Origin of the sequence: Enterococcus sp. DIV2419, assembly GCF_051711865.1 — a bacterium.
In the GTDB taxonomy this organism is placed as follows: Bacteria; Bacillota; Bacilli; order Lactobacillales; family Enterococcaceae; genus Enterococcus; species Enterococcus faecalis.
This window is the reverse complement of the sequence record NZ_JBIONS010000001.1, coordinates 2,108,572-2,121,622: the sequence shown is the minus strand read 5'-3', so window position 1 is coordinate 2,121,622 and position 13,051 is coordinate 2,108,572. Positions and strand designations below refer to the sequence as shown.

At 37.6% G+C, this 13,051-nt stretch carries 10 protein-coding genes and 1 tRNA gene; 8 read left to right on the top strand and 3 right to left on the bottom strand.

Annotated features, from left to right (window positions below; all coding sequences use genetic code 11):
• Positions 1 to 16: 16 nt before the first annotated feature.
• The 6 genes from IGI97_RS09980 to IGI97_RS09955 all read left to right on the top strand — a co-directional run bounded on the left by IGI97_RS09980 (position 17) and on the right by IGI97_RS09955 (position 5,169).
• Positions 17 to 337, top strand: a complete 321-nt coding sequence (locus tag IGI97_RS09980; protein WP_002355919.1) for a PTS lactose/cellobiose transporter subunit IIA — start codon at positions 17 to 19, stop codon at positions 335 to 337.
• A gap of 65 nt (positions 338 to 402) precedes the next feature.
• Positions 403 to 1,680 carry a PTS sugar transporter subunit IIC gene (locus IGI97_RS09975; protein WP_002355920.1) on the top strand — a complete coding sequence of 426 codons (1,278 nt, stop codon included), beginning with the start codon at positions 403 to 405 and terminating at the stop codon, positions 1,678 to 1,680.
• Positions 1,681 to 1,763: 83 nt separating this feature from the next.
• A complete protein-coding gene (locus tag IGI97_RS09970; protein WP_002355921.1) occupies positions 1,764 to 3,158 on the top strand; it encodes a glycoside hydrolase family 1 protein in 1,395 nt (464 codons plus the stop codon).
• A gap of 57 nt (positions 3,159 to 3,215) precedes the next feature.
• On the top strand, positions 3,216 to 4,409 hold the full coding sequence (locus IGI97_RS09965) for a GNAT family N-acetyltransferase (RefSeq protein WP_438738556.1): 1,194 nt from the start codon (positions 3,216 to 3,218) through the stop codon (positions 4,407 to 4,409).
• A gap of 320 nt (positions 4,410 to 4,729) precedes the next feature.
• Positions 4,730 to 4,803 (top strand) — tRNA-Arg (locus tag IGI97_RS09960).
• A gap of 33 nt (positions 4,804 to 4,836) precedes the next feature.
• The gene (locus IGI97_RS09955; protein WP_002358903.1) at positions 4,837 to 5,169 is read left to right on the top strand and encodes a putative quinol monooxygenase; all 333 of its coding nucleotides are present in this window, start codon (positions 4,837 to 4,839) and stop codon (positions 5,167 to 5,169) included.
• Between the two features lie 113 nt (positions 5,170 to 5,282).
• Here the strand turns inward: IGI97_RS09955 and ppdK are convergent, their stop codons facing one another.
• Entirely contained in the window at positions 5,283 to 7,928 is a 2,646-nt protein-coding gene (gene ppdK / locus IGI97_RS09950; protein WP_002376207.1) for a pyruvate, phosphate dikinase, read from the bottom strand.
• 169 nt (positions 7,929 to 8,097) lie between these two features.
• Between ppdK and IGI97_RS09945 the strand changes: the two genes are divergently transcribed.
• Positions 8,098 to 8,727: a helix-turn-helix transcriptional regulator gene (locus IGI97_RS09945; RefSeq protein WP_002355926.1), complete on the top strand. Its 630-nt coding sequence runs from the start codon at positions 8,098 to 8,100 to the stop codon at positions 8,725 to 8,727.
• 12 nt (positions 8,728 to 8,739) lie between these two features.
• Complete coding sequence (locus IGI97_RS09940) at positions 8,740 to 9,552, top strand: pyruvate, water dikinase regulatory protein (RefSeq protein WP_002355927.1); 813 nt, start codon at positions 8,740 to 8,742, stop codon at positions 9,550 to 9,552.
• A 70-nt stretch (positions 9,553 to 9,622) separates the two neighbouring features.
• Here the strand turns inward: IGI97_RS09940 and mprF are convergent, their stop codons facing one another.
• Together mprF and IGI97_RS09930 are read right to left on the bottom strand one after the other, a co-directional pair.
• Positions 9,623 to 12,154 (bottom strand): bifunctional lysylphosphatidylglycerol flippase/synthetase MprF, encoded by a 2,532-nt coding sequence (gene mprF / locus IGI97_RS09935; RefSeq protein ID WP_002358907.1) that lies wholly within the window; start codon positions 12,152 to 12,154, stop codon positions 9,623 to 9,625.
• Complete coding sequence (locus IGI97_RS09930; protein ID WP_002358908.1) at positions 12,151 to 12,885, bottom strand: alpha/beta fold hydrolase; 735 nt, start codon at positions 12,883 to 12,885, stop codon at positions 12,151 to 12,153. Before IGI97_RS09930 ends, mprF begins: the two co-directional genes overlap by 4 nt.
• Positions 12,886 to 13,051 lie beyond the last annotated feature (166 nt).

The following is a 13,051-nucleotide window of genomic DNA, read 5'->3' as shown; positions in this document are numbered from 1 at the left end:
AAATGGGGTAGAGGTAATGGACGGACAACAGAACTTAGAAGCAATCATGGGTTTAATCATGTATGGCGGAAATGCTAAAAGCGATGCAATGGAAGCGATTGCCGCAGCAAAATCGGGGGATTTTGAATTAGCAGACAAAAAAATTGCAGATGCAGAAGAATCACTTGTACATGCACATCATTCGCAAACAGGAATGTTAACAGAAGAAGCAAAAGGCAATAACATGCAAGTAACATTGTTAACAGTGCACAGTCAAGATCATTTAATGACTGCGATTGCATTTACAGATTTAGCAAAAGAAATTATCGATCTTTATCGCCGTATTGATAACGAGTAATCTCGTTGTCAATGCGTCTTATAAGAAAAACGCGCTTGAGAAAGCGTTAATTAGGAGGAATAACAATGGACGGATTTGTTCAATGGATGGAGAAACACTTTATGCCGAAAGCGTCAGTAATCGCAGCGCAACGGCACTTGGTAGCAATTCGTGACGCGTTTGTCGTAACGATGCCATTAATGATTTTAGGGGCTTTGGCGGTATTAATTAATAATATTCCAATTCCAGGATATGAGGACTTTTTAAACAAAATTTTCCCAATGATGTATAACGATGCACCAATTTGGAAAAGCTTTGGTGGCAACATTTGGAACGGTACATTCGCAATCTTTGCCGTTTTAGTAGCCTTTTTAGTAGCACACAATTTAGTTAAATCTTATGGAAAAGACGGCATTGCAGCCGGTACAGTTTCTGTAGCTTCATTCTTCGCAGTTGGCGGCTTAGAAGGTATGGGCGCAACTGGATTATTTATTGCTTTGATTATTGCACTTATTTCAGGAGAACTATTCCAACGTTTATCTGGCAATCCTAAATTAGTTATCAAAATGCCTGATGGTGTACCACCAGCAGTAGCAAAATCATTTGCGGCTTTATTACCAGCAATGATTACAATCAGTTTATTTAGTTTAATTACATCAATTCTATTTGCTTTAGGAATCGACAATATCGTTATTTCATTCTATGAAGCGGTTCAACAACCATTTATGGGACTTGCAAACAGCTACCCATCAGCATTATTGTTAGCTTTCATTACACCATTCTTGTGGTTCTTTGGTTTACATGGTGCCAACATGGTTGACCCATTAATGCAAACAATCAACGTACCAGCGATTGATGCGAACATTAAAGCTTTAGAAGCAGGTAAAGCAATTCCTTATATTGTAAACAAACCTTTCTTTGATTCATTTGTAAACTTAGGTGGAACAGGGGCAACATTAGGTCTGTTAATTGCTATCTTTATCGTAGGTCGTCGTAACAAACCATACAAAGTCATTACAAACTTAAGTTTAGCACCAGGACTATTTAATATTAATGAACCAGTCATGTTCGGTTTACCAATTGTTTTAAACCCAATCATGTTTATCCCATTCATTTTAGTCCCAATGGTTCTTGTAACTGTTGCGTATGTGGCGACAGCAACTGGTTTAGTACCAGCTGCAACCTTTATGCCACCTTGGGTAACACCACCAATTATTGGCGGATTTTTAGCAACGAAGAGTATCGCCGGCGGAGTTTTAGCAGCTGTTAACTTATTGATTTCTATTTTGATCTACATGCCTTTCGTAAAAGTAGCAACAGATCAATACTTGAAACAAGAAGCAGCCGCAGAAGCAGCTGAGTAAAAAATCGAAGGATTGAATCGTCCGGACTCTTACGGAGGGTTCAATCCTTTTTTTAATGATTAAATCGTAAAGGAGCAAACAACATGAAATATCAATTTCCAGAAAATTTTTGGTGGGGTTCTGCAGCCAGCGGTCCTCAAACAGAAGGCGTTTTTGAAGGTGATGGTAAAGGTCAAAATATTTGGGATTTTTGGTATCAAGAAGCGCCAGAAAAATTTTTTCAACAAGTCGGTCCAGATAAGACCTCACAATTTTATAAAAAATACCAAGAAGATATTCAGTTAATGAAAGAAACGGGACATAACTCTTTTCGAACATCCATTCAATGGAGCCGTTTAATTCCAGATCCTACAACAGGAAAAGTCAATCAAACAGCAGTTGATTTTTATAATCAAGTCATTGATGATTTATTAGAACACGGGATTGAGCCCTTTATGAACTTGTATCATTTTGATATGCCGATGGTACTTCAAGAAAAAGGCGGTTGGGAAAGCCGTGAAGTGGTTGATTTGTATGTTGACTTTGCCAAAACCTGTTTTGAATTGTTTGGCGATCGCGTGAAAAAATGGTTTACGCACAATGAACCAATTGTACCAGTTGAAGGTGGTTATCTGTATGGCTGGCATTATCCTGATAAAGTGAATCTAAAAGAAGGGATTCAAGTACTCTATCATGAAGCTTTAGCTAGTGCCAAAGCGATTGCCGTCTATCATTCTATGAACTTATCAGGTGAAATTGGCATTATTTTAAACTTAACGCCGACTTATCCTCGTGATGAGCACAATGAAGCCGATGTAAATGCGGCTAAATTTGTCGATGGTTTCTTTAACCGTTCGTTTTTAGACCCGGCTGTTAAAGGCCATTTTCCAGAAGATATGGTTGCTTGGGCGAAAGCAAATGACTTGTTGCCAGAAACAACGCCAGAAGATTTAGCAATAATTGCTGAAAATACTGTGGACTTATTAGGAGTAAACTACTATCAACCACGTCGTGCCAAAGCAAAAGAAACACCTGTTGAAACACGACCAGAAGGCTTACTTCCAGAAGATTTTTATGATGTCTACGATATGCCTGGCAAAAAAATGAATCCTTACCGTGGCTGGGAAATCTACGAAAAAGGCATTTATGATACATTAATGAATTTAAAAGAAAATTATGGCAACATTCGCTGCTACATTTCAGAAAATGGCATGGGCGTAGAAGGAGAAGAACGCTTTGTCAATGAACAAGGAGTCATTGAAGATGATTATCGGATTGAATTCGTGCAGGATCACTTGAAATGGGTGCATCAAGCGATTCAAGAAGGTAGTAATGTTCAAGGATATCATATGTGGACGTGTATGGATAACTGGTCTTGGCTTAATGCCTATAAAAATCGTTACGGCTTCATTGCTGTGGATTTAGATGATGATGCGAAACGGACCATTAAGAAAAGCGGTCGTTGGTTCAAAGAAATGACAGCAAATAACGGCTTTTAGAAAGAGAACCGTTTCTGTGATAAAATGAATTGATACAATGTGCGAGGAGGAAAGAAAATGACAACTAAAAGAGTCAAAAAAATGGGCAAAGAAGAAATGAAAGAGATGTTTGATCTTGTCATCTATGCTTTTAATCAGGAACCCACGGTGGAACGCCAAGAACGTTTTGAAAAATTGTTGTCACATACGCAAAGCTATGGCTTCCTAATTGATGAGCAATTAACAAGTCAAGTGATGGCGACACCTTTTCAAGTGAATTTCCATGGTGTCCGCTATCCCATGGCTGGAATTGGCTATGTGGCTTCTTATCCAGAATATCGTGGTGAAGGCGGCATCTCTGCTATTATGAAAGAAATGTTGGCTGATTTAGCGAAACAAAAGGTTGCCCTTTCTTACTTAGCACCGTTTTCATATCCATTTTATCGTCAATATGGCTATGAACAAACATTTGAACAAGCAGAGTATACAATTAAAACGGAAGATTGGCCACGTGTTAAACGAGTTCCGGGTACCATTAAACGAGTTTCTTGGGCTGACGGTAAAGAGGTCATTAAAGACGTATACCTTGAAAATCAAAGAGCGCACTCTGGTGGTGTGATCCGTGAAACTTGGTGGCTGGATTATACGCTGAATCGTGCAAGTAAACCAAATAATCAAGCGATTTATTATTCGTCAGAAGGGAAAGCAGAAGGCTATGTGATTTATCGGATAGCTGCTGGCACCTTTGAAATCGTAGAATGGAACTATTTAACTAATACAGCTTTTAAAGCTTTAGCTGGGTTTATTGGCTCACATAGTGGTTCCGTTCAATCGTTCCATTGGATTAATGGTTTTGCTGGAAAAGATTTAAATGATTTAATGCCAACGCCAGCAGCTTCTGTAAAAATTTTACCTTACATGATGGCAAGAATCGTTGAGTTACAAACATTTCTGGAAAAGTATCCATTTCAATCAGGAGAAAAAGAAACGTATTCTTTAGAGATTGAAGATTCCTATGGGCCATGGAATGAAGGTATTTGGACAATGACAATTGATGAACAAGGAAAAGCAACAGTGACTAAAGGTGCTGTGGAAAAAGAAGGGACTGCTGCTTTGAAAGCAGATATCCAAACGTGGACGCAACTATTCTTGGGCTATCGTTCAGCAGAGACGTTATCTTTTTATGAACGCTTGCAAGGAGATGCAACGACAGCTCAACGTTTAGGCCAACGTTTAGTCAAAGGCATGCCAATTTTAGAAGATTATTTTTAAAAGTGTGTTTATTCGCAAAAAATGACAGAACCTACTATAATAAAAATGTAAAAAGAATTATTTTAGAAAGGTGATGGGGACAATGGCGAAAACGAAACAAGAAAAAGTTGCACGCAATAATAAAATTGGGCAATATATAGCTATTGCGACAGGACTTTATTATTTAGGAAAAATGATTCTTGATCGGCGGCAAAAAAAATAATAGATAAAAGAACGACGTGTTTCACTGAAAGAAAGTATCTCGCATAATTGTTTATGCGGGATACTTTCTTTTTGTCTATTGACAGATGTAGTGAAGACTTCTAAAATTAAAACAGATTGTTCTCGTAGCTCAGTAGGATAGAGCAACCGCCTCCTAAGCGGTAGGTCGCTGGTTCAATTCCAGTCGGGAACGTAAAAAGGCAAGTAAATTTAGGGGGGAAGACAGATGGCGATTACTATAAATATTTATTATAGTGGGACAAATGGACGTGCAAGAGAATTTGCCAAAGAAATGATTGCCAGCGGAATTGTAGAGGCGATTCGTGCAGAAAAAGGGAATAGTCGCTATGAATACTTTTTTCCAATGGACGATGAAGAAACAGTTCTGCTGATTGATAGTTGGACAGATCAGGAAGCACTAGACAAACACCACGCTTCTCCAATGATGACCCGTATTACGGAACTTAGAGAAAAATATGATTTGCATATGAAAGTAGAAAGATATGTATCAGATGTAACAGACCCCTTGACAAAAGATGCCGCGTTTATAAGAAAATAACCAGAGTACAATCATTGATCTTAAAATTTAGTGCTAGGAACATCAATCGTTTCGACTGATGTTCCTAGCACTTTTTATCTTGTAAGGATGAATCATTTGTTACACACGTTAAATTAAAGAAGGACCATTTGTTCTTCAGTCACAGCCGGTTCGGTTAAAATTTTGGCTTGGGCAGCTGCGAGTTTCGCAATAGGTACCCGATAAGGTGAGCAAGAGATGTAGTTTAGGCCAAGTGTTTGGAAAAACGTGATGGATTGCGGATCACCACCGACTTCTCCACATACGCCAATACTCATGTTTGGTTTAGTGCGACGCGCTTTCTCTACAGCTAATTGAATCAGTTGACCAACACCTGTTTGATCTAGTGATTGAAACGGATCTTGGGTAATGATTTTCTTTTCCCGATACGTATTAATGAATTTACCGATATCATCACGAGAAAAACCATAGGTCATTTGTGTTAAATCATTTGTTCCAAAGCTGAAAAAGTCTGCTTCTTCTGCTAACTGATCCGCAATCAGACAAGCTCTAGGTAGTTCAATCATTGTCCCGATTTCGTAAGGGAAAGGAGTCATTTTATGTTCTTCAAAGAGACCGTCAATCGTTTCTTTTAAAATGCGTTTGAGATAGAGAAGTTCTTCTTTTTCGGCGATTAGAGGAATCATCACTTCTGGATAAACAGTAATTCCTTCTTTGACTAATCGAATGGCACTAGTAAATAAGGCTGTAACTTGCATTTTGTATATTTGTGGTTGGGTCACACCTAAGCGACAACCACGATGACCCAACATTGGATTGGTTTCTTGTAACCGTTCAATTTGTTTGGCGATGGTCACTGGGAACCGTTGTAGTTGCTTCGCTAATAATTGAATATCATTCTTTTCATGAGGTAAAAACTCATGCATCGGCGGATCTAACAAGCGGACCACCATGGGCTTGTCTTGAACTACTTTCAGCATTTGATAAAAGTCTTCCTGTTGAAAATGAAGAAGTTGTTCCAACGCATAGGTTGCTTCCTTTTCAGACTCTGCTAAAATCAGGCGACGCATTTCCAAGACACGCTCTTCACCGAAAAACATATGCTCTGTTCGCGCTAAACCAATCCCCGCTGCACCAAAACGGATAGCAGTCTCTAAATCTTGTGTAGTTTCTGCATTGGCACGAACAGTTAAATCAGCATACGCATCTGCCCAAGACAAGAGCTCTTGAAGGTCATCGTTATTATCAGCAGAAATTGTGGGAATTTCGCCAAGATAAATTTCCCCCGTTGAGCCATCGACGGAAATGATTGTTCCTTCTAAGATGACTTGTGGCCCGCAGTGTAGTTGTTTGGTTTCTTCATTGACGGTTAAACTTTCGCAACCAGTCACACAGCAAGTTCCCATTCCTCGTGCGACCACGGCGGCATGAGAAGTCATTCCGCCACGACTGGTTACAATTGCTTCGCTTACAACCATGCCTTCAATATCTTCTGGTGAAGTTTCTTGACGAACAAGAATGACTTTCTTTCCTAGATTGGTCAGTTCTTTGGCTTTTTCTGCTGTAAAAACAATTTGGCCACTTGCTGCACCAGGACTAGCAGGAAGTCCCATAGCTAAGCGTTCCATGTGTTGTCGTTTCTCTTGATCAAACACGGGATGAATTAATTGATCAATCGTATCAGGTGTCACACGCAACAGTGCTTCTTGTTTAGTAATGCGATTTTCTTTGGCTAAGTCTAAAGCAATTTTAACCGTAGCTGCGGCGGTTCGTTTCCCGTTTCTTGTTTGTAAAATATATAATTTTTCATTTTCAATGGTAAATTCAATATCTTGCATGTCACGATAATGATATTCTAAAAGTTCTGCGTAATGGCGAAAATCTTGATAAACTTTTGGCATAGTCAAACGTAAACGACGAATGGGTTCTGGCGTCCGAATACCAGCCACTACATCTTCTCCTTGCGCGTTCAAAAGAAACTCTCCAAACAGTTGATTTTCCCCTGTGACCGGATTTCTAGTGAAAACAACGCCAGTGCCACTGTCTAGTCCACGATTGCCGAAAACCATTTCTTGAATGTTGACAGCTGTACCTAAATCATGTGCAATATGATGTAAGTTTCGATAAACCACCGCACGTTGATTATTCCATGAATCAAAAACAGCTTTGATTGCTTCAAAAAGTTGTGCGACAGGGTCTTGCGGGAAGACCACATGATGTTGTTCAAAAACTTCTTGGTAGCGGACAATCAAGGCGAAATGATCTGCTTCTTGAAAAGCGGTAATTTTTTTGTTTAGCTCTTGTTCCAAGCGCTCTTTTTGTTGGTCAAATAATTCTTTGGGAATGTGATAGACGACGTCTCCAAACATTTGAATAAGTCGGCGATAACAGTCAAAAGCAAAACCAGGAGAGGTTAAGGTCGCAAATTTTTTCACACGTTGATCATTTAAACCTAAATTTAAAATAGTATCCATCATACCAGGCATCGAGAAGGCAGCACCGCTGCGAACGGAAACTAAGAGAATCTCATTGTCCGCGGTAAAAGATTTGCCTGTTTCAGTTTCTAGATTTTTAACCGCTTTCAAAATTTCTGATTGTAAGTGTTCTTCAAAGAAAGTAGCATCTGCCAAATAGTCCATACAGCAACGGGTTGTAATCGTGAATCCTTGCGGAATCGGCAAACCTAAGCGTGTCATTTCTGCCAAGTTTGCCCCTTTACCACCAAGAGTCTCTTTACCTTCATTGTGTGTTTCGTTAAAAGAATAAATAAACTTTTTCATGCGTGACCTCCGTTTAATATGTGTCTTATATGTTCAATAAACATCATAATAGACGGAAATAAGTTTGTCAATAGAAAAAGTTTTTTGTCAATATGTTGAAAAAACAATGAATATGTGTATAATTGTAAGCGAATGTACAATTTGTTTAAGAGGAATTGAGGAGGAAATGATGAAATTAAGTAAACGACAAGAGCAAATTATCGCTGTTGTAAAAGAGCATCAGCCAGTTAGTGGTGAACGCATTTCGGACATACTAGCCGTTTCACGTGCGACATTGCGTTCTGATTTGTCTTTTTTAACACTTTCAGGAATTTTAAAAGCAAGTCCGAAAGTTGGGTATACTTACGAAAGTGATAATATGGAGGCTTTTTTCTTTTTTGATGTTTTTCAAACAAAAGTTCAGGAGATCATGAGTCCACCATTGATGGTTGCCCAAGACACCTCAATTCGAGATGCGATTACCAACTTATTTATGTATGATGTCGGTTCTCTTTATGTCATGGATGAAGCAAAAGAATTATTAGGGGTTTTGTCACGAAAAGATTTATTACGGGCCTCTTTAAATACAAATATTGATGGCACACCTGTTGCTGTTTGTATGACAAGAGTGCCACATGTGAAAACCTGCACACCAGAATTTACTATTCTTGAAGCTGCTGACACTTTGCAAAAATACGAAGTGGATTCTTTGCCAGTCGTTGAAAAAGAAAATCCTAAAAAAGTTATTGGAAAAATTACGAAAACGAAAATTTTAACCTATATTACGCAACAAGCGAAAGAAGCCGCACAAAATAGATAAGGGAGCTTAATTATGAAAAAAGAGATCATTGTTTATACTATTTCCGATTCACTTGGAGAAACATCACAAAAATTGTTAGCTGCAGCAAGCGCACAATATCCAGATATTTCTTTTCTTAATCGATACAATTTTTCTTTTGTCACAACAGAAGAAGAATTATTAGAGATTTTAAAAGATGCCTTAAAAGATAAAGCCTTAGTTGTCAGTACATTAGTCAGTAAACAACTAATCACAGCGGCGAAAGAATTTAGTGAACGAACAGGGTTGTTATATTTAGATTTAATGGCGCCATTTTTTGAATTAATTCAAGCGAAAGCCGGAGTAGATCCTATTGAAGAGCCTGGACGACGCCACCAACTAGATCGTGCCTATTTTGATAAAATCTCAGCGATTGAATTTGCTGTAAAATATGATGATGGCAAAAATCCTCAAGGGTTTCTTGATTCTGATATATTGTTGTTAGGCGTTTCGCGGACCTCAAAAACGCCAGTCAGTATGTATTTAGCAAATCAAGGCTACCGCGTTTCTAACTTACCATTAATTCCAGAAGTTCCATTGCCGCCAATTTTGGAAGAAATGGATCCACAAAAAATGATTGGTTTAGTTTGTTCGCCAGAAACATTAGGACAGATTCGTAGCAGTCGGTTGGCTTCCTTAGGTTTAGGTAATGAGACCAGTTATACCAATGTTGAACGGATTGAACAAGAATTAGCTTATGCTGAAGAAATTTTTGCGAAGTATGGTATCCCAGTGATTGATGTAACCGCAAAATCTGTCGAAGAAACAGCCTTTTTAATTAAAGAAAAACTAGATGAAAGAAATTAAAAAGCTTGGCAACCTCACTAAATTTCAGTGAAGTTGCCAAGCTTTTTATACTTAATTGGGCTTCTTTTTGTTAGTCAATATTTTTTTGATCGACAATGAGTAAAGCAATCATCACGTAGACAATCCAGCTGCTTTTAGAATAAAGTGTATAGCGGGGTTGCCATTTGCTAGCAAATTTTTCCTTGTATTCGCGTAATCCTTGGAAGGAGTAAATTTCTGAACCAAATTCATAAATTAACGCAGCAATCCGTTCTTGAATAAAACTTTTTCTTGATTGACCAACGTTGGCTAACGGAGCCATCCCTAAATTGAAATAATGAATATTTTCTGTTTTCATATATTCAAATAAATGAATAAATAAGAAATCCATACTTCCAGAAGGGGCTTTTTCTTTATGGTGACGCATCAAGTCGATGGTACCAACTTCATTTGTGTAACTAGGAATGATATTAGCGAAAGAGACCATTTCTCCTTCAGCATTTCGGACAACAGCAATTGGGTTTCTTTGAAGATACGCTTCATCGAAAAATCCTAGTGAAAAGCCTTTTTCTTTTCGATTGTCTAACCAACTATCCGAAATAGCTTTTAATTCGTGCATTTGTTCGGCACTAAAAGGAGGTTGGAGTACGTCAAATGAATAGCCGGCTTTGGTAATTTTATTAAACACTGCGCGGGTACCTTTGAATTTTTTCCCAGACATCGTAAATGTTTCTAGATTAACTAAGGCCTCTTCGCCCATTTTGATAAATTCGTAGCCGTATTCGTGTAGTAACATCACGCTGTCCTCATTGGTTTCGTAAAAGACGGGTACATAGCCGAAACGATCTGTTTCTTTAAGGAATGCATCGATCGCCGCAGGAAAATCTTCTTTGTTCCCAGAAGGGTTGCCCATCACAACGCATTTATTATTAATGGTGTTGAATTGTAAAAAGACAGTCGGTTCTTCTTTGGGATATAAGAAAACCTGTTTATCATGAAGAAAGACAAGTTCACTGTCAATATTCCCGCCATAAGTTGTTAAGATATTATGCAAGATACTATCTTCTGGAAACTCACCAACTTGGTGTTTTTTCCCTTGGAGGTAGCGAACAAATAGAAAGTTAAAACTCATAACTAAGAGGATAGCGATAAATCCTGACAACCAGATCCGTTCGGAAGGGAACAAGAAAAATTCCACAAAATGATGACGATGGTGTGGGAAGTTCGGTAAATTATAAACACCAATTACCAGGTATAACAAAGTCAATAAGCCAAAGATAAACCCATCAATCGTCATCCACTCCCAAGAGTAAACCAGTTGTTCACGGTACAATTCTGATTTTGAAAAAATAACGATAAATAATAAAATAGCTAAATAGAAAATGGAAAACATACTAAAGTCAACAACAAATGAATACAAGATAGCACCAATTAATAAAATAATCGTTGGATAATAGGCTCTTTTAACACGATCAGCAATCCCACGTCCCATAATTAATAATGCAAAGCCTAAAACAATACTCGGAATTTGAATAATAATATGTGAGCGGAAGGGGTTAATATCTCTTAACCAATGCACTTGAGTGAAGGCTTCTGGAATAGTGGCTAGGAGTACCATCATAATTCCTGAAAAATAAAGTAAAACCACTTCCAGCTTGTGGGCAATTTCCAAAGTAATTTGTTTTAGCAATTGACGATAGTGAGTATCCAACTTTTGGCTTAAGTGTTTTGTAAAGAACAAACAGCCAATTAAGAAAGGAATAATATAATAGAATAAACGATAGAGCAATAACCACAAAACAATAATTTCACGATCGACACCTAAGTTGCTCAGTCCTAAAATCATCATGACATCAAAACTACCTAAAGCCCCTGGAATCATCGAAGCAATCCCAATAATCGAAGCTGCTACATATAAAGGAACAATATCAATTAAAGGAATCGGTACATCTAATAAGTAACCAATACTGATAAAGGTAATTAAAACACCTGTCCATTCTAAAAACGAAGAAACAACTAAAGATAAGCGATTTTTTGCATCGAGGTTACCAAAGGAACTATTTTTTTGGAAATGTAAAATAAGATAAAGTAATGGGAAATAAAGACCGCCACCTAATAACCAAATCCAATATTGCTGTAAATAAGCCATCTTTGGATCAAACTGAACAAGGAAAAAGCAAAGAATACTATAAATAGATAGACCGGATAACACAAAAAGTAAAATATGGGTTAACGCAGGTAAAATTTTCTTTTCCTCTGTTTTATTTCCATAAAATTCAGAACGAAGTCCCATGCTGACCAAACCACCGAATCCACCAATATTATTGATGGTATTGACAATCCAGCTAGATTCAAGGAGTTCCCGTTTTGAGACTTTCAAGTTTAAAATGCGATTTAATGTTAAGTCATAATTTAGCATCGGAGTAACGGAAACTAAACCGATAACCATCATCAATAACAATTTCCATAGCGGAATCTCATCAAAAATCTGTTTTAACTGTTCAAATGAGATCGTTTTACCAATTGATAAAAGTTGGGCAACAACAATAATTGAGACCGCAATAACAAACAGTGTTTTTAGTAATCCTGTATGCGTTTTGATCCAATGAATAATTTGTTTCATTTAGACACCTTCATTTCCTTTAAGAATTTTTCGATTGTTTTATTAAAAATATCTGGTGAGTTTTTGGCAAATAAATGACCTTGTTTATTTACCAAGACCAATTTGCCAGCAGGAATGGCATCAGCAATCGCCCGTGAATGGGAAAGCGCAATTAAATCTCGGCTGCCAGTAATAACAAGAGTAGGACAGGGGATGTGTTCCAAATCTTGTTTTGTCAGTCCAGTATCTTCAAATAACAGAGCCACGATAGGGAGCCGTGCGCGCAATTTTTTTGAAAAAAAGGCGCCAATACGACAAAACCAATATTGAAAATAAGTGGCAATCGTTACATATTTTTTCAGACCAGACATGGTGACATTTCCAGAATTTAAGACGAGTTTGTTGACGAAATCAGGATATAAATGGGTAAAAACCATGGCAATATTTGCTCCGTCACTAAAGCCCAATAAATTAATTTTTGTTAAGTGTTCTTGTTGAATAATACCAGCTAAATCTTCTGCCAAAAGCGGAAAAGTTAATTGACTTTGTGTATTGGTGGAACGTCCATGTCCGCGGGTATCCACCGCAATAACTTGATACTCCTTGGAGAAATAAGAAATTTGATAATTAAAAAAAGTATGATCATTGCCATTACCATGAAGTAACACAAGGGGGTAATTTGTTTCTTTGCCAAAAATTTGATAAAAAATTTGACTGCCATCTATTGTTTGAAAATATTTTTCTATTGCCATTCTCCGTCACCTATCTCATCTATAATCAATCGAGTCCTCTCTCATTATAGAGTCTTTTGTCTTTTTTTTGTAATAAAAAACAGAAAATTTTCCGAACAGTTTTGTAAGGTGTTGTAATATAGTGTGATATAGTAGAAGATAGCCACCTAAAAATTAGGCTAGAGGA